Here is a 17,235-nt window from a genome sequence, read left to right as displayed (position 1 = left end):
CTGCCCAATCACCTCACCGTTCCGCCCGATGCGGCACGGTCGAATTTGCGAGACCCGACCCTATGACCGCCGCGCCGGAAAGGCTGCGAAGGTCAGAGGGTCATCCTCCGCCGCAGGGCAAAACATAAGACATGCCGGGCAGACCTGCTGCACCGGCCGGGCACCGGATAAAAGCCAGACTGTTGGCTCTATCCGTTTGAACACAAACTGAAATCCCCGATCTTGTTGGCTGGCAGCCCAAAGTGTCGGTTGTGATATCAGGTTTGCGTCATTTCCCTGTCCCCCAGGACGAAGTGAATCGCCTGGTAAAGGTAGCAAGCGGCGCGCGCGCTCTGCAACTGAACAACTCGCTTGACACAGAGTCCGTCGGGGCGAATCCTGGCGAGGCGGCAGAAGCGCTACGTTCTCTGGCTGTCTGAGGCCATGTCAGCGGCAAAATCCCGCCCGAAATCCGACAGTGTGTATATTTTTCCCGCGCGGGATTGACCCCAATCCGGCGCCTGGGGAATCGCTTTGTTAACGCGGCATGGAGCGGTCTTCGCGCCGCGCCTGCGCCGTACTGCTGCCAGACTGGCTCCGGACCGGGAGACAGGGCACCAAACCGGGAACGGAAAAGGGCGCGATCCCTGCGGATCGCGCCCTTAAATTTCCCCGATAGTGCCGGGACGGTGAACCGAATTCAGGCGGTTGCGCCGGTGGTTTTCACACGGGCCGCGAGACGCGACATTTTGCGCGCAACGGTGTTCTTGTGCAGAACGCCCTTGGTCACACCACGTGCCAGCTCGGGCTGAGCGGCTTTCAGAGCGGCTGCAGCAGCAGCCTGATCGCCCGAAGCGATGGCTTCTTCAACTTTGCGCAGGAAGGTGCGGATGCGCGAGCGGCGGGCTTTATTCACGTCATAGCGTGCTTCGGCCTGGCGGGCGCGTTTTTTCGACTGGGCGGTATTTGCCATGGGCTTTGTCCTTCGGATTTCAAACTACAAATGCACGAAACCCGATGGCCCCGCCCATATGGCCAGAACTGGCCCGGAGGACGGGAATCACAAATGCCTAAGCGGGCCCACGCGCATGTCTGCCGGGGCCTATACGTGAAAGGCCCCGGCTTTGCAAACGGGAATCAGCGGTCGCGGAATTGTGGCTGCCGCTTTTCCAGGAAGGCCGCCATGCCCTCTTTCTGGTCTTCGGTCGCGAAGGCGGCATGGAACATGCGGCGCTCGAACAGGAGCCCTTCGGAAAGGCTGGTCTCTTCGGCGCGGTTCACGGTTTCTTTCACGATCATCGCGGTGATCATCGACTTTTCGGAGATCTTCGCCGCGATTCTCAGTGCTTCTTCCAGCAGGGTTTTTGCCGGGAAGACACGGCTCACAAGGCCCGACCGTTCTGCCTCGGCGGCCTCCATGAAACGACCGGTCAGATGCATATCCATCGATTTCGACTTGCCCACGAGCCGCGTCAGACGCTGGGTGCCGCCCATTCCGGCGCAAATGCCGAGATTGATCTCGGGCTGGCCGAATTTCGCAGTATCTGCGGCGATGATGAAATCGCTCAGCATCGCCAGCTCGCAGCCGCCGCCAAGGCAATAGCCCGAGACCGCTGCGATGATAGGAGTGCGGCAGCGCATGATCGCCTCGGCCTCGGGGCCGAAGAGATTGTCGAAGAACACATCGGTAAAGCCCTTGGACGCCATCTCTTTCACATCGGCGCCGGCCGCAAAGGCCTTTTCGCTGCCGGTGATCACGATGCAGCGCACCTTGTCATTCTTGTCTGCGGCGGTGACCGCCTGCGCCAGTTCTCTCATCAGCTGCGAATTCAGCGCGTTCAGCGCATCGGGGCGGTTGAGACGGATGAGGCAGGTATAATCCTCGATCTCGACGATCAGGGTTTCATAGGCCATCGCGGGATCTCCGGTTAACAGATCCGTGACTCCTGCCACCTGAGGCCCGGGAAGGCAAGCTGAGCCCTTATCTCTGGCAATCCGGACAGTAGAAGGAAGATCTGCCTGCCTGCACGATCCGCGCGATGCTGCCTTTGCAGCCAGGCGTGGTGCAGGCGCCGCCCTCGCGGCCATAGACGCGGAAACTGTGCTGGAAATAGCCAAGCTCGCCATCGGCCTGACGGTAATCTTTCAGCGAAGATCCCCCGGCCTCGATCGCCTCTGACAGCACTTCGCGGATCAGCGGCACAAGGCCCTGGGCCTGTTTGCCGGTCAGATCGCCGGCAAGGCGGTCGGGGGCGATACCGGCGCGAAACAACACCTCACAGACATAAATATTGCCCAGACCCGCGACGATCCGCTGATCCAGAAGCGCCGATTTCACCGGTGTCTTCCGCCCCGCAAGCCGCCCCGCCAGATAATCGCCGTCAAACGCATTTCCCAGCGGCTCCGGCCCGATCACGGCGAGAAGCGGATGCGCCTCGGCACTCGCTGTATCCAGAAGATCCATCGCGCCGAAACGGCGGGGATCGTTGAAGGTGACGCGGGTGCCGCCTTCCATATCGAAGACGACATGGTCATGTTTCGCCGGTTGCGGATGGTCGTGATGGAAGCCGCCGACCTGCGCGCCCGAGATCAGCATCCGCCCCGACATGCCGAGATGGATCAGCAGCGTCTCGCCACTGGAAAGATCCGCAAGGATATATTTAGACCGCCGCCGCAGCGCATTGATGCGCGCGCCGGTCAGCCGTTCCGCCATGCGCGGCGGAAAAGGCCAGCGCAGATCGGGGCGGTTTACCTGTGCGGTGAGGATCTGCTGCCCTTCCATCACCGGCTCAAGCCCACGGCGCACGGTTTCCACTTCGGGCAGTTCCGGCATCTTCGTCTTCCCCCGCATTTCGAAGCGCAACCTAAGCGCAAGACCGCGCCGCTCCAAGGGGCTGCGCGGTTTGACTGGTTTCCCTTTGCATTCTTGCGGTATATCCCCGGTGCAGAGCCGCTATCCGCTGCACAATCCGGGCGAAAACCATGTCAGATCAGGACAAAACCACTCATTTCGGCTTTCGCGACGTGCGGGAGGAAGAAAAGGCGGGCCTGGTCCATGGCGTGTTTTCTTCGGTCGCCTCGAAATATGACGTCATGAATGACCTGATGTCGGTCGGCATCCATCGGATCTGGAAGGATGCGATGATGGACTGGCTGGCCCCAAGGCCCGGGACGCGGCTTCTGGATGTGGCGGGCGGCACCGGAGACGTGGCCTTTCGCTATCTGACCCGCGCGCCGGGCGCATCGGCGGTGGTCTGCGATATGACCGAAAACATGCTGATCGCCGGGCGCACCCGCGCCGAGGCCGCCAGCATGGCCGATCAGCTCGACTGGGTGGTCGGGGATGCCATGGCGCTGCCCTTTGCCACGAACAGCTTTGACACCTATACGATCAGCTTCGGGATCCGGAATGTGACACGGGTTCAGGACGCTTTGTCCGAGGCTTACCGCGTGCTGCGCCCCGGCGGGCGGCTCATGGTGCTGGAGTTCAGCCAGATCCCGAATGATCTGATGCAAAAGGTCTATGACCTTTATTCTTTCAACATCATCCCGCCGATGGGCCAGATGGTGACGGGTGACCGCGAGTCCTATCAATATCTGGTGGAATCGATCCGCAAATTCCCGGAACAAGAGGTCTTTGCTGATATGATCCGCAAGGCCGGGTTCGACCTGGTGAAATATCGCAACCTTTCGCTGGGGATTGCGGCGCTGCATTCCGGCTGGAAGGTCTGAGATGCGCGGCCCGCATAATATCTGGCGGCTGATCCGCACCGGCGCGACTTTCGAGCGTACCGGCGCCATGGTCGTGGCGCTCGAGGCGATGGAAGTCTCGCCGCGGCTGCGTTTCGCCGCGCGTCTGCTGGGGCGGCCGTTCCGTTTCCTCGGGCTGAAGGGGGATCCTTCGTTGCCGCCGGTGACGCGTGCGATCACCGCGCTTGGGCCGGCCTATATCAAGCTGGGTCAGGTGCTTTCGACGCGCCCCGATATTGTCGGCGCCGAGCTGGCCGATCAGCTGAAATATCTGCAGGACAAACTGCCGCCCTTCCCGATGGAGGAGGCGCGCAAGATCATTGCCGCGGAATTCGGCGCCCCCGCCGATGCACTTTTTTCCGAGCTTTCCGAGCCGGTCGCCGCGGCCTCGATTGCCCAGGTTCACCATGCGCGCCTGCGTGATACAGGCGCCGAAGTGGCGGTGAAGGTCCTCCGCCCGGGGATCGAGCGCGCTTTCCGCAGGGATATCGACGCCTTTTATTATGCGGCGAAATGGATGGAGCGACTGGCGCCGTTTTCGCGCCGGTTGCGGCCTTCCGATGTGGTCGCGCATTTCGATGGCGTGGTGCAGGGCGAGCTGGATCTGCGGCTGGAATGTGCCGAAGCCGCTGAATTTGCAGAACATACGGCCAAAGATGACCGGCTTGTCGTGCCGCGCCCGCATTGGGGGCTTTCGGGGCGGACTGTGCTGACAATCGACTGGGCCGAGGGGATCGGGCTTAACGAAATCGCCGCAATCGACGCCGCCGGAATCGACCGGGCGGAACTTGGCCGGCGGGTGCTGGTGCTTTTTCTGTCGCATGCGCTGCGGGACGGCTTCTTCCATGCCGATATGCATCAGGGCAATCTGAAGGTCGCCCCGAATGGCGATCTGATCGTCTATGATTTCGGGATCATGGGGCGGATCGACGAATATACCCGCCGCGTTTATGCCGAGATCCTGATGGGCTTTATCCAGAAGGATTATCGCCGCGTCGCCGAAGTGCATTTCGAGGCGGGCTATGTGCCGGCAGACCGCAATATCGACGAATTCGCCCGGGCCCTGCGCGCGGTCGGAGAGCCGATTTTCGGTATGGAGGCGAACCGGATCTCGATGGCAAAGCTGCTGGCCTATCTGTTCGAGGTGACCGAGCGTTTTGGCATGGAAACCAGGACCGAGCTGATCCTGCTGCAGCGCACCATGGTTGTCGTCGAAGGCGTGGCACGAAGCCTCGACCCACATCTGAACATGTGGGAAGTCGCACGGCCGGTGGTCGAATCCTATATTCGCACCAGTATCGGGCCCAAAGCGGTGCTGCGTGATCTCTGGCGCACCAGCCGCGTTCTGGCGCGGTTTTTGCCCCGGCTCCCGGCTTTGGCCGAGGCAAGGCTGGTTGCTCTGGACGAACGCAATCAGATGCAGCGCCCGGTTCCGGGCTTTGGCTGGGGTACAGTCCTGCTGCTCGCGGCCGCGATGACGCTGGGGACGCTCGGGGCGGCCGTGCTGATTGCGAAACTGTTCTGAGGGGTCAGTTCCGGGCCAGGCGCAAAGCCGTGACCGAGCCCGAGGGGACCTCGATCCCGCCTTCGAAAACCAGCATCGTTCCTTTGGCGCCGCCCCTGGCCTCTACGACGCGGCCATAATATTCGACCGGATCTTCGCCAAGCAGCGTCCCTTCCCGCCAGCTTTCAAGTGTCAGGATATAGCGGCCATCCGGAAGCCGGTTGCCGGCCGCATCGCCGCCAAGCCATTGATAGGGCTCGGCCGAGACCGGCAGGTCCTCGCGCGACACCAGATTGCCACGTGAGTCACGTACAACCAGCACAACCTGATCCGCCGTCGAGGCCGGATTGGGCGAGAGTGTCACCGGGTTGCCACCGAACCAGACGACATCTGCCGCAGCCCTCGCCTCCTGGCCGACCCAGCCCGCCAGCTGTGCCATCCCCATCAGCGAAAACTCCCCCGACATCGCGCTGAGCAGCTGATTGGTGCGCACCTGTTGTTCCACGCCGGAAAACGTCGCGAGCTGTACCGCGAAATCCGTGGATTCCATCGGGTTCATCGGGTCCTGGTTTTGCATCTGAACCGTGAGCATCTTCAGAAATGTCGTGAAATCCGACGAGAGTGCCGAGGTTTCAGAGGGTGCCTGAGCTGCCCCGTAGGCGGAATTCACCGCATTGACCTGCATGTCTTCTCCTACAATCTGAGATAAAGTGAAGCTTGCGGGCCGGACCTTGTCTCCGGCGCCGAAATCGGGGTCGCGGCAGAAATTGCCGCCTCGGTCATCTCAGGGACAGAAGGGGCAGGGCCAGGCTGTGCGCCCCCCTGATCACCGGCAGAGAGGTTTCCGAAACCAAGGTTCATCTCACTGAAACCGGCCGCCCTGAATTCTGCCACCAGGCGATCTGCATGGCGGCGAAGGAGATCCAGCGTTTCCGGACGTTCAGCCAGCAAAGTGACCGTCACCTTCTCGCGCTCGGTTTTCACTTCAATCCGCACCGTCCCGAGCTCTTCCGGCGAAAGCCGCAGTTCGGTCACCGGGCCGCCGGCATTTATGACGGCCTGGCTGATCTGGGCCGGAACCTGTGCCGGCATTTCGGGACGTGTGGCCGGTGCCACATGATGCGGCGGGATCTCACGTCCCGTGGGCATATGATATGTGCCGAGCGGCGCCGTGCCAGGGTCGGACTGGCCGGTGCCGGCGGGCAGCGGAGCCTCATTGGCGAGGGGATCGGATTCGGTTCTGGTCACGGCGGATGCCGCCGGTTGCCGCGAAATTATTTCAGTATTCGCGGCGGTTCTGACGTTTTCGGGAAGAACCGGTTCAGCCGTCTCAGCCTTGTGCCCGGGAACCGCAGATCGCGATGCAACAGCTATGACCGGCATGACAAGAGGCAGCGATTCTGTCCTGGAGTTCCGCAATGGCGCGAGGTTTTGGGGCTTCACCTCTGCCTGTGGCGGCGCGGGACGGGACGGCGGTGGCAAAGGCGCTGCAACTGCAGGCAGGACCTGATCCGTAAGGTCCGACAGGGGCGTGCTGCCAGTTACGGCCCCTGCAATATGCGACTGTTGTGGTGCTGCGAGACGGGCCGGTTCAGGCGCGATCCGGGCAGAGGTCTCGCCGGTGTTCACGTTCGCATCAGGCGGAGACGGTGTCAGACGACCAGGCTCTGCCCCTGTCGGTGGTGGCAGGGGCGGCAGATGTCGCTGAGCGGGCCATTCCCGTGTGCTTTCAGCGCGGGGCAGGTGGGCAGACGGAGGCGTCTCGATGGCCAGGGGACGAGTCGGTGCGAGCGGCGGCTCGGGCAACCCATTGGCCGGCCCGAATGGTTCGACCTGGAGGGGGGGCGGTGCTGCGGCGGCCGGATCCGGAATACGGGGCTGCGCCCGGCGTTCAGGATTTGCGTCAGAGGTCACGTCGGGAGACGGATTTGCAGGTTGCAAGAGACTCTGACCGCTCGGCGCAACTGGAAGGTTGCCAGTGCCGCTTTCCGGCCCGTCTGGCAGATCTGGCACTGCGGACCAGATCGGTTCGGGCAACTTACCGGAACCAGGGGGCGCCGCGCAAATGATCCGCGTTTCACGTCCACCCGGCAGCGAAATGGGGGCGGGTGCTGCGCGATCTCTGACCCGCGCGAGATCACATTCTGTAGCCTGGTTTGTCTCGGTCGGATGAGGCAGCGCCGGAGCCGGTTTGTGGTCAGGCAGTGCCTCTTCGGCTTCAGGATCTCTGCCAGACTGGGGCAGCCTATACTGGGGCGGAGCGGGTGCTGCGCGATCTCCGACCCGCGCGAAATCACCCGCTTCAGCCTGCCTCGTCCCGGTCGGATGAGGCGGCGCCGGAGCCGGCTTGTCGTCAGGCAGTATCTCTTCGGCTTCGGGATCTCTGTCGGACTGGGGCAGCCTGTACTGGAGCGCGGGTACAAAGGCGAAGCCGTTATTCCGCCTTGTCCGATCCGCCTCATGCCCGCCTGTGGCAAGGGGCAGGTCACAGGTCTCGTAGCTGTCGGCCAGATCGGGACCCTCAGGCTCTGCTTCCGGAAGCGCGGCCGTTGGCGCGGAAACCCGCAGCGGCGTGTCTGTACCATCAGAGGCAAGGTCGAGCGAAAACAGATCCGCCCCTGGCTGATCACCGGCACCGGATTTCGTCCCCGCAAGGCTTACGCTGGCAGAGATTGGCAGGCGAAGAAGCGGCAGGCTGATCTGGACGTTCTGCATATGCGGGAATCTCTTCTGAGTCCCGTCGTTTTTGCCAGCATCGGGTTACCGGATGTTTACCGACATCGCGCCAGAGTCGAAAAATTCAACATAAAAGGACTCGATCTGATGGCAGAAATCCAGATCCAGCCGGCTCACATACCGGCGATGAAGCGGGCGCCCGATCCGCATCTCCTGATGGAAAAAGCGCAGGAGATGGAGGCGGTTTTCCTGACGGAGATGCTTGCGCAATGCGGGCTTGGCGCGACATCCGAGAGTTTTGGCGGAGGGATCGGCGAAGAGCAGTTCGGGTCCTTTCTGTGCGCAGAACAGGCGAAACTGATGGTGGAGCGCGGGGGAATCGGTCTCGCAGAAACACTGTTCCGGGCGATGGGAGGGGATGTGAATGAGCTCTGAGACCCTGGTTGACCTGCTGGAGCAGACGCGCCGCGCCCTGCTGGAGGGGGATTTCGCTGCGCTTGATGACCTGGCGCGGGACACCGGGGCGGTGCTGGAGGCCCTGCCGGGCGCGGATCCCGAATCGCTGGATCTCATCCGCGAAATGGCCGCAGCGAATACGGTACTTTTCGAGGCCGCGGCGCGGGGAATCGCGGCGGCAAAAGGCCGGCTGAACCGCCCGGCAACGTTTTCCACCTATGATTCCCAAGGTCAGCGCGGCGCGGTGCAGGCGGATGAGCCCGGCAAAGCGAAGCGGCTTTGAATTTCACCTGGAAAATCGGGTCGGTGGGAAACCCGTCAGCATGGGGGATGATCGGAAGAAATCTCATAAAATCCGCTTATTTTCAGGGCAAAACTGACCTGCCGCATTAACAAATTGGCAGGGATGAACTGCAAAGCTTAACCTGCATCCCGATGTGGGGATGGCGCTGAGGGTCGACCCCCGGCAGCGGCCAGAACGCCGGAATTGCCGCCTGCAAGGGCGGCGCTTTCGCCCCCGTGCAAAGCACCCAGGGCAGCCAGAGGAAAACAAAATGTCGTCCATTCTGACGAATTCCAGCGCAATGGTCGCGCTGCAGACCCTCAAAACCATCAACGGCAATATGAACAAGGTCCAGTCGGAGATTTCCACCGGCAAGACTGTCGCCACCGCGCGGGATAACGCCGCTGTCTGGTCGATCTCGAAGGTGATGGAATCCGACGTCAAAGGGTTCAAGGGGATTTCCGACAGCCTCGCGCTTGGCTCCTCCTCGCTCTCGGTCGCGCGCGAAGCCTCTGAGAAGATCCAGGGTCTTCTGAACAGTATGAAAGAAAAGATCGTTTCGGCGCAAAGCGAGAATGTGCCGCGCGAAAAGCTTCAGACCGATATCGACGCGTTGCGCAATCAGATCGCCGGCATCGTCAGCGGCGCGCAGTTCAGCGGCTTGAACCTCGTCTCCGGCACCGATGATGTGAGATTCCTTGCCTCGCTGGACCGCTCGGATTCGGGCGTCACCACGTCGGACATCACCGTCGCGCGTCAGGATCTCAGCGCAGGCAACGGGACTTTGGGCGTTGATTCAGGTTCACCCCAGATCCTCGCAGGTGTCGCGGTGATCACCGGAAACATCACGGCGCCGGTCGATTTGGCCGGGACTGCGGTGACCAGCATCACGAATGGCGCGAATTCGGCGCGGCTGGCCGGGGCTGGCCTGGCGATCGGGGATTCTGCAACGCTGAAGATAAACGGTCAGACCGTCACCTTCACCAATGACAGCGGTGCTGCCATGACGGCGGCGGAAGCGGCAACCCGCATGATCAGCGAGGTCAACAAGCTTGGCCTTGAGGGGGTGACGGCGGTTCTGAACGGCACTGCTGACGTTGATATCCAGTCGAGCCGGGCTTTCGAACAGGTCACCGTCGAACATGTCGCCGGCTTTGCTGTTCCAACGATTCCGACTGCGGGCGAGGGCACGGTCACCGGTTCGGTTGCCACGATTGCCCAACGTGCCGAAACTTATGTCTTCGGCGGCAATGCGGTCAAAGATGGCGACGGCTATACGCTCAGTGTGGGAGGTGTGGCTTACAGCTATATCGCCGGCAAAGGCGAAACCACGGAGGATGTGGTGCGCGGCCTGAAAATCGCCATCGATGCCGGGAAAGTGCCCGGTCTGTCCACCAGGGTCACCCAGAGTGCGACCGGTGCATGGCAGCTCAATATCGACAACTCCTCCGATACTGCCCGCGCAATTGCGGCCAGCTCCGGCACTGTCAATGGCAAGGCTTCGGGGGGCCTCTTCGGGCTCGGCGCGATCGACGTGACCACAATCGCCGGCGCACGCTCTGCGCTGAGCAATATCGAAACCATGATCAACAAGGCCATTGATGCCGCTGCCGAATTCGGCTCGGCTCAGGGCCGGATCGATACCCAGACCAGTTTTGTGTCGTCACTGACAGATGCGATGACGGCCGGTATCGGTACGCTTGTCGATGCCGATATGGAGGAAGCTTCGGCCCGCCTCCAGGCGCTTCAGGTCCAGCAACAGCTGGGCATCCAGGCGCTTTCCATCGCCAACCAGCAGCCACAGAATCTGCTGTCCCTGTTCCGTTAAGGCCCGCGGCCGGGGTCTCCGGGCTCCGGCCAGCTTTTAAACTATCTTAAGTACGGAACATGTCAGAATGACTCTCAGCTCCAGTCTTGCCTATGCGCAACCGACAGCGCCAATTCGTACCCCGCGCATGGCCGAATACGAGGTTATCGCACGGATCACGCAACGTCTTGTCGCCGCAGATCGGCGGGGCAACGAAGATCACAGCGGACTTCTCGAGGCGGTTTTCCACAACGAGAAACTGTGGTCGACGCTCGCAGCCGATGTAGCGGAGCCCGGAAACGGGCTTCCTGAAGCGCTTCGTGCGCGCTTGTTCTACCTTTACCGCTTTACTGCAGACCATAGCCGGAAGATTCGCCAGAAAACGGCTGATGCCGGCGTTCTCATCGAAATCAACAAGGCGGTCCTGAAAGGATTGCGTGGCGAAGGAGCGGCCACATGACGGGGTTGGTTCTGAAACTCGGCCCACATGAAAGGGTCCTTATCAATGGTGCGGTGATCGAAAACGGTGACAAGCGGTCGCGTCTTGCGGTTATGACGCCCAATGCGAATATTCTCCGGCTGCGCGATGCGCTGCATCCGGAGGAAGCCAATACGCCGGTGCGGCGGGTTTGCTATATCGCCCAGCTGGTCCTTTCCGGTGATGCCGGCCCGGGCGATACCAGGTCGCAACTGCTGCGCGGGATTGAACAACTCAGCCAGGTTCTGACGGATCCCGACAGTCGACGCCTGCTGACGATTGCCAGCCAGGCTGTCCTCGAAGATCAACATTATCAGGTTCTTAAGGCACTTCGCGGTCTGCTTCCCCGCGAGACGCGCCTTTTGGCGGCGGGAGGAAACTGAGATGAGTTTTCAGCCAGTCCTCCCGGCTTATGGCTATGCCGGCTGGATTTTGCTGAAGCGAACAATGCCGGCGCAAGCGAAAGCTTTTCAACAGGCGCCGGTAAATCAGCGCGACGCGGAGTATTTTCGCAATAAGATCGGGACAGTGACGACGGCCGATGACCTGGTATCTGATCGCAGGTTGCTAAAGATCGCATTGAGTGCGTTTGGCCTGGAACAGGACATAAATGCGAAAGCATTCGTCAAAAAGATCCTTTCAGATGGAGTCGATTCCCCAAAAGACCTCTCGAATCGACTTGCGGATAAAAGCTACCGGGCGTTTGCTTCAAGCTTTGGTCTGGATGGAACTCAGCTGCCAAAGACCCTCGATGAGGGGTTTGCTGATGCTCTGCTTGATCAATATTACGTGCGTCAGTTCGAGGCGGCAGTCGGAGAGCAAAATGACTCTTTCCGTCTTGCTTTGAACGCGGAAAGAGAGATCGGGAAACTGGCTGCATCCGCGGCGAGCGAGGATACGAAATGGTTTACCATCATGGGAAACAAACCATTGCGGCAGGTTTTTGAGAAATCTTTCGGATTGCCGGCCGGGTTTAGCAATCTTGACATTGATCAACAGCTGCGAGTGCTGAAATCCAGGGCTCAAAGCCAGTTTGGCGCCTCCACGGTGAGCCAGTTCAGCGAAAGTACAAAGATGGAGAAGCTGGTCAGAAACTTCATCGTGCGGGAGTCTCTGACTACTATGAGCAACTCCCCGGCGCGGAATGCCCTTGTTTTGCTGGCAGCACGTCGCGGCACAGCAAAATAGAAACCGGGATCAGCCCTGCATATGGCAAGTGGCTGATAAAGGGTGTCGGGTTTTGTGGAGCAGGATCCAGTCGCCGATGGCACGGGTAGCAAGCTGAATACTCTAACGCGGCGGCGCGGAATGCATTATGCCTTCAGCGTTCGGATGACCCGATCCAGCATTTCATTCTGGAATGCGTGCGATGCTGCGTGAGGATCTCCTGTCAGCGGTAGTCGCTTTGGATCAGAGCAGAATGGCAGCGCCTGGTGAGGAGTGAGCCGGCGAAGACGACACTGGTTAAGGCCAGGTTGCGACAGTCATTTTTCGTTCGCAGCAGAAACGCGCGGCAGACGCGTTCGGCTCGATATGATCGCTGACCCCGATGATCCGTGCGACCTTTTCGGGATGCTGATGCGCAACCGCCGAGGTCCGTCTTGCGGTTCGATCACAGACGGCGGGGCCGACCGGGAAATGCCCCGGCGGGGCTTCCGGGCGCTGCCACTGCGCCTCGTGATTGATGGCGCCAGAGGGGCGATCACCCATCTCCGGCGCCATAACATCGTGATGTTCTGGCGAGCCGGCGGTCGGTTGCCGCTTTAGATTTGTTGGCCGATCTGTTGGCATGGCCCGATGCTTTGCGGGACCTGACCCGTCAGCTCACCGGAAGTAATACAGTTTTCTGTTATGCCTGCGTGGAAATCGTTTCCAGGTGAAAGCAATCGGGTGTCCTCTTTATGCCCGTCGCGACATGCCCCTCTGAGCGGCACCGTATCGGGGCAGAGCACAGACGTGCAGGCCGGGCACGGGGGTGGCCCTATGGCAGTATCTTCCGTCAGGTTCGGTCCGCCGAAGGTGGCGTGTGATGCACCTGGAATTACGCCCGGCCGGATCCAGCCGATAGGCCTCGCAGACCGGGGCTGTCCTTCACGGGATCTGGCGCAGGAATGGCCTGCGATAACCACCACCTGAGAAGATCGGGCGGATCGTAACCAGCCCATCTGTTCATATCCTCAGGTTGATGTAATTTAATATAAATGCAATCGCGAAGTGATTTCCGGGTGACGGACCGGACCAACGATATGAGGCAAGTTCATGAGATATCTGGCGGTATGGTTCCTTGCTCTGGCCATGCTCGCGGGCTGCGGCGGCGGAGGCGGCGGCGGTACGGATTTGCCACCAGGCAAAGGCGTTGATGTCGCAGCATTTGAAACCTACCAGACACAGCATAACGGGCGGAACCGCGTTCGTTCGCGCATCAGTGTGACCGGGGCCGAACAACAGGTTCTGAACGCGTTCGATTCTCCCGCCGGCGGCCCTGCAGGTTATCTCAGCCTGATCGACCTTACTGACACCCCCTATGCGCGGGATATGACGATAGAGGTGATTGCCGAGGTCGGGTCCGGCACCGGGAAAGCGACCCGTCTCCTGCGCCTCACCGCCGACCAGTCGCAATTCGTCAATGAGCGCAATGGCAGGCTGATCGAGGCCAAGGGGAAATATTACTTCCGGGGGGAAACATTCGCCTGGGTCACCATCGATGACGGCGCGCTTTTGTCGGGCCATCATGCCCAGGGGCTGGAAAATCTCGTTCTTGATTTCGATGCCCAGACAGCGTCGATCAGCCTGCGCACCGGCACCGAAAACGGGTCAGAGACATGGATCGAACTGAGGGGCGAAAACCTGCCCTTCAATATCCGCACTGGGGCCTATGGCGGGGATGTCAGCATCGAGGTGCGTCACCCGGCGCTGGAGGGGGCGATTGCGGGTTCCCTGCGCGGCAATGTCGGTGGCACGCCGGGCTATAGCAACGGTCAGCATGGCATGACGACGTCGGGGCTTTATACCGGCAGCGGTACCCTGACCAGTGACCAGGGCAGTCACGAGGTTTCGGTGGACGGTGTCTTCTTCGGCCGCGATCCGAATGCCAAGCCGTAAATCGCTGCGGGCCTGGTTCCGCGCGGCGCTTGTCGGGGTCTGTCTTGTGGGTCTCGCCGCGGGGCAGGCGGAAGCCGATACTTCCGATCTGACGCGCAACGCTTTTCTGAGCGGCTCTGAACGTCTTCGCCTGCGGGCCTTCGGCACCGCGCTTGAGGCGGGGCGGCTGGGGCCAGCAGAAACCCTGTTCATGCGCCGCGAGCTTCTGGCGCAGGGCTATGGGGTTGAGCCGGGGCAGCTGTCCCTGACGGCGCGGCGACTGAGCTTTGCGCCGGTGCTGGGCTGGGACGGCAATATCAATGGCGGCGTTTTGCAGGACCGGCTGACCATTGGCGGCCTGGTGCTTGAGGCGGACCCTGCATTTCGCGCAAAGGCCGGGCTGGTTTTTGGTGGCGCGGGCGGGGCGATGGCCCGCTTTGCCTGGGGGCCCGGACGGGTGGTCGAGCTTACCGCCGGCGGGGAACTGGCCTGGTCGCCCCGCCATGAGATCGGCCGCGCAGATGCTGCGCTCAGCCTTTGTTCGCGCAACCATCTGCAGGACTGGGTGTTTCTCGATCTCTGCGCGCTGGGCACCCGCAGCTGGCGCGAACTGGATACCAGCAATGCCCATCGTCTTTCAGCAGAGCTGTCAAAGGTCTTTGCCGCCGGCGGCAGCGTCCAGCAGGCCGGGCTGAGATATGAGGCCGTCTCGACCTCCGGCGGAATGCAGGACCGGCTCCGCCTGTCGCTGGAGCGAATCGGACGCGCGGGTGTCAGCGATATCGCGCTGACCCTCGGGGCCAAAGTGGATGAGACGACCGTCCTGCGCCAGCGGATCGAGGCGGGCTATTCCTGGGCCCGGGCGGGGCGCGACTGGCGGATTGATCTCTGGCATCAGCGGGCAGAGGGTGGCGCTTTCCTTGGCCAGCCGCGCGAAGATCGCAGCCATGGCTTTGGTCTTTCGGCCTCGCTGCGCCCCGGGGTAACGCTGCGGCTCGGGGTGATGTCCAGCCGCTCTACCGCTGCAATTGCGGATTATGACCAGATCACCTTTGACATCCGTTTCAGCAATCTGCTGCGTTAAACGGCGTCACTCTGCCACGACACAGCGGTTACGTCCTGTCGTCTTGGCGGCGTAAAGCGCGTGATCCGCGCGCGCCAGCCACAGGTCACGGCTCTCTCCTGCGCGGTGGTCGGCGATCCCGATGCTGAGCGTCACATTTGCCCCGGCGATCTCATCGAGCTTGCGGGTGGCGATCTCGTTGCGCAGCCGGTCGGCAAAGGCCAGCGCGCCCGTGGCATCGGCGCCAGGCAGCAACACCGCGAATTCCTCGCCCCCAAGCCGCCCGAGCGCATCACTTTTGCGCAGGCTGGACTGGATCGTGGTCGCCACGCTCTTCAGGACAATGTCACCCACCGGGTGACCGAATGTGTCATTGACCAGCTTAAAGCGATCAAGGTCGATCATCAGCAGGGAGACCGGGTCTTCGCGACCGGAGAGGCGGTCCATGCGTTCCACAAAGGCGCGGCGGGTGAGGCTGCCGGTCAGACTGTCCTGACGGGCGATCAGCCGCAGCTCGAATTGCGACATCACCACTTTGGCGAAATTCTCCAGCACCGTCTTATCGGCATCGCTGAATTTGCGCAGCCCTGTGTCAAAAACACAGATCGCGCCGATATTGTATCCGTCCGGGCTGGTCAGCGGCACGCCGAGGTAAGATCGGATACTCGCCTCGCCGGTCACGAAAGGATTGTCGGAAAACCGGCTGTCTGCAGTGGCATCCTCGACCGCCAGCGCGCTGGTGCCGCGAATCGTATGGTCGCAAAAGGCATCGCCCCGGCCACATTCCAGCGGCTCCAGCCCGGCGGCGGCTTTCATCCATTGCCGCTCGCTGTCGATCAGATTGATGGCGGCATATTTCGTGTTGAAGATGGATTTCACCAGCGCGACGATATCGGAAAACTCCGTCTCGGGCGCGCTGTCGAGGATCTCATAACGGCGCAGCGCGGCAAGGCGACCGGCCTCGTCATTCAGCCTGAACAATGGCTTAATCGTCATTTTTGGTCTCCAGGGCCGCAATGAGATCTGCGCCATAGCTGCGCAAAAGCTCTGCCACAAGCTCGCGGATATCGTCGGTCTCCCGGCCTGCTGCCCGCAAAGAAGCGGCGAGGCCGACAAGATTTGCACAGTGGCGTTCCAGCGCCGGGCGCAGGGCGTCGGGCAGATCTTTCCATTGCGGCAGGCCACGATCCAGCTCTTCGGCCACCATCTCGCTTGCTTCCATGGATAATCTCCTGTTCTGCGCATTATTGTTGATTAATTTATTGAATAGCTCAATCCTGTGACACCATCGGTAAAGACTTCCCGCCCCGACCGTCGGCCATGTGCCACACCTCCCGGCAAAAATTAACCAGTGCGTTGCCTTTTCGGCTGGAATCAGATCATCCTGGGGTTGTGGGTCGTGGGGGCGATCCCGAAAACGATAATAATGTCCTGATCCGGCCCGGAAGCATGACGAATAGAGCAGACTATCCCCGCATCGGCAGAATGATCGCCGGAGCATTCCTCTGCGCCCTGTTGACGGGCTGCGGATATGAAATCGATACCTTCGGTCTGACACAAAAGCAGATCGAGGACCGTGAGCTGTTTCATCCGGTTCCGGCCGCGAAGGCATGGGCCAACCCGCAGGGGATGACCTTTGTGATGCAGCGCGGCCTGCTCGGCGGGTCTGAGCAGCGGATCGGGCTGCCAAACAACGTGGCGGTGCCCGGCGATAACCTTCTGATTCTGCGCACGCGGTTGGGCCATCTGGCGGCGGCACGCTTCAGGTTTGAGGAATTCGTGACCCGGATCGGCGGCGCGCCTGCGCCGTTCACTTCGGTAAAACCGGGTGCTCTGATGACTGGCGAGGACAGTCTCGGGCTCTATTTCTGGACCGAAGAGGCGATGGGCCCCAATGTGACCTGCGTTCTCGCGCTCAGGCGGCTGACCCAGGCCGAGCGTGGTCTGCCGCAGGGCGCGCGGGTGATGGATGTGATGCTGCGCAACTGCATCGCCGGGACGGCCGCCGAGGCGCTGGTGCCGGTGCTTGATGCGAGCATTGGTTATGGCGCGGTGGCGGGCAATACCGGTGGCGGGAGCACAAGGATGCTTTCCCCGCTCGCGGCGCCAGGCGCAGATCTGGAATGGAAATGAGACGATGCGCAAGGTGATCCCCCCA

18 protein-coding genes are annotated in these 17,235 nt (G+C 61.4%); 11 read left to right on the top strand and 7 right to left on the bottom strand.

Annotated elements, in window-relative coordinates; genetic code table 11:
* Window positions 1-679: 679 nt before the first annotated feature.
* The 3 genes from rpsT to mutM all read right to left on the bottom strand — a co-directional run bounded on the left by rpsT (window position 680) and on the right by mutM (window position 2,812).
* Entirely contained in the window at window positions 680-952 is a 273-nt protein-coding gene (gene rpsT / locus BLW25_RS14425) for a 30S ribosomal protein S20 (RefSeq protein WP_092900178.1), read from the bottom strand.
* Window positions 953-1,116: 164 nt separating this feature from the next.
* Window positions 1,117-1,893: an enoyl-CoA hydratase gene (locus BLW25_RS14420; protein WP_092900176.1), complete on the bottom strand. Its 777-nt coding sequence runs from the start codon at window positions 1,891-1,893 to the stop codon at window positions 1,117-1,119.
* A 67-nt stretch (window positions 1,894-1,960) separates the two neighbouring features.
* A complete protein-coding gene (gene mutM, locus BLW25_RS14415; protein ID WP_092902122.1) occupies window positions 1,961-2,812 on the bottom strand; it encodes a bifunctional DNA-formamidopyrimidine glycosylase/DNA-(apurinic or apyrimidinic site) lyase in 852 nt (283 codons plus the stop codon).
* A gap of 149 nt (window positions 2,813-2,961) precedes the next feature.
* On the opposite strand from mutM, the gene ubiE reads away from it, so the two are divergent.
* Window positions 2,962-3,711 carry a bifunctional demethylmenaquinone methyltransferase/2-methoxy-6-polyprenyl-1,4-benzoquinol methylase UbiE gene (gene ubiE / locus BLW25_RS14410; RefSeq protein WP_092900174.1) on the top strand — a complete coding sequence of 250 codons (750 nt, stop codon included), beginning with the start codon at window positions 2,962-2,964 and terminating at the stop codon, window positions 3,709-3,711.
* Window position 3,712: 1 nt separating this feature from the next.
* Window positions 3,713-5,254 (top strand): 2-polyprenylphenol 6-hydroxylase, encoded by a 1,542-nt coding sequence (ubiB, locus tag BLW25_RS14405; protein ID WP_092900172.1) that lies wholly within the window; start codon window positions 3,713-3,715, stop codon window positions 5,252-5,254.
* A gap of 4 nt (window positions 5,255-5,258) precedes the next feature.
* Here the strand turns inward: ubiB and BLW25_RS14400 are convergent, their stop codons facing one another.
* Complete coding sequence (locus tag BLW25_RS14400) at window positions 5,259-5,918, bottom strand: flagellar hook capping FlgD N-terminal domain-containing protein (RefSeq protein ID WP_092900170.1); 660 nt, start codon at window positions 5,916-5,918, stop codon at window positions 5,259-5,261.
* Window positions 5,919-5,926: 8 nt separating this feature from the next.
* Entirely contained in the window at window positions 5,927-6,481 is a 555-nt protein-coding gene (locus BLW25_RS24455) for a flagellar hook-length control protein FliK (protein ID WP_171909561.1), read from the bottom strand.
* A gap of 1,212 nt (window positions 6,482-7,693) precedes the next feature.
* Here BLW25_RS24455 and BLW25_RS25355 point away from each other — a divergent pair.
* From BLW25_RS25355 to BLW25_RS24450, 8 genes are all read left to right on the top strand, one after another.
* Complete coding sequence (locus BLW25_RS25355) at window positions 7,694-8,344, top strand: rod-binding protein (protein ID WP_366268160.1); 651 nt, start codon at window positions 7,694-7,696, stop codon at window positions 8,342-8,344.
* The gene (locus BLW25_RS14385; RefSeq protein ID WP_092900164.1) at window positions 8,334-8,648 is read left to right on the top strand and encodes a hypothetical protein; all 315 of its coding nucleotides are present in this window, start codon (window positions 8,334-8,336) and stop codon (window positions 8,646-8,648) included. The genes BLW25_RS25355 and BLW25_RS14385 overlap by 11 nt, the downstream gene beginning before the upstream one ends.
* A gap of 271 nt (window positions 8,649-8,919) precedes the next feature.
* On the top strand, window positions 8,920-10,476 hold the full coding sequence (locus BLW25_RS14380; RefSeq protein ID WP_092900163.1) for a flagellin: 1,557 nt from the start codon (window positions 8,920-8,922) through the stop codon (window positions 10,474-10,476).
* A gap of 67 nt (window positions 10,477-10,543) precedes the next feature.
* On the top strand, window positions 10,544-10,915 hold the full coding sequence (gene flaF, locus BLW25_RS14375) for a flagellar biosynthesis regulator FlaF (RefSeq protein ID WP_092900161.1): 372 nt from the start codon (window positions 10,544-10,546) through the stop codon (window positions 10,913-10,915).
* Window positions 10,912-11,316, top strand: coding sequence for a flagellar biosynthesis repressor FlbT (gene flbT, locus BLW25_RS14370; RefSeq protein WP_092900159.1), 405 nt, complete (start codon window positions 10,912-10,914; stop codon window positions 11,314-11,316). Before flaF ends, flbT begins: the two co-directional genes overlap by 4 nt.
* A gap of 1 nt (window position 11,317) precedes the next feature.
* On the top strand, window positions 11,318-12,121 hold the full coding sequence (locus BLW25_RS14365; RefSeq protein ID WP_092900157.1) for a DUF1217 domain-containing protein: 804 nt from the start codon (window positions 11,318-11,320) through the stop codon (window positions 12,119-12,121).
* Between the two features lie 1,071 nt (window positions 12,122-13,192).
* Window positions 13,193-14,035, top strand: coding sequence for a hypothetical protein (locus tag BLW25_RS14355; RefSeq protein ID WP_092900153.1), 843 nt, complete (start codon window positions 13,193-13,195; stop codon window positions 14,033-14,035).
* Window positions 14,022-15,098 carry a hypothetical protein gene (locus BLW25_RS24450; RefSeq protein ID WP_092900151.1) on the top strand — a complete coding sequence of 359 codons (1,077 nt, stop codon included), beginning with the start codon at window positions 14,022-14,024 and terminating at the stop codon, window positions 15,096-15,098. The genes BLW25_RS14355 and BLW25_RS24450 overlap by 14 nt, the downstream gene beginning before the upstream one ends.
* 6 nt (window positions 15,099-15,104) lie before the next feature.
* Here the strand turns inward: BLW25_RS24450 and BLW25_RS14345 are convergent, their stop codons facing one another.
* Entirely contained in the window at window positions 15,105-16,073 is a 969-nt protein-coding gene (locus BLW25_RS14345; protein ID WP_092900149.1) for a sensor domain-containing diguanylate cyclase, read from the bottom strand.
* Entirely contained in the window at window positions 16,063-16,299 is a 237-nt protein-coding gene (locus BLW25_RS14340) for a hypothetical protein (protein ID WP_092900147.1), read from the bottom strand. Before BLW25_RS14340 ends, BLW25_RS14345 begins: the two co-directional genes overlap by 11 nt.
* A gap of 227 nt (window positions 16,300-16,526) precedes the next feature.
* Between BLW25_RS14340 and BLW25_RS14335 the strand changes: the two genes are divergently transcribed.
* Window positions 16,527-17,210, top strand: coding sequence for a hypothetical protein (locus BLW25_RS14335; protein WP_143040516.1), 684 nt, complete (start codon window positions 16,527-16,529; stop codon window positions 17,208-17,210).
* Window positions 17,211-17,235: the final 25 nt, after the last annotated feature.

Origin of the sequence: Rhodobacter sp. 24-YEA-8 (assembly GCF_900105075.1) — a bacterium.
GTDB lineage: Bacteria > Pseudomonadota > Alphaproteobacteria > Rhodobacterales > Rhodobacteraceae > Pseudogemmobacter.
The sequence above is the reverse complement of the archived record's forward strand: the minus strand, read 5'-3'. Positions and strand labels throughout refer to the sequence as shown.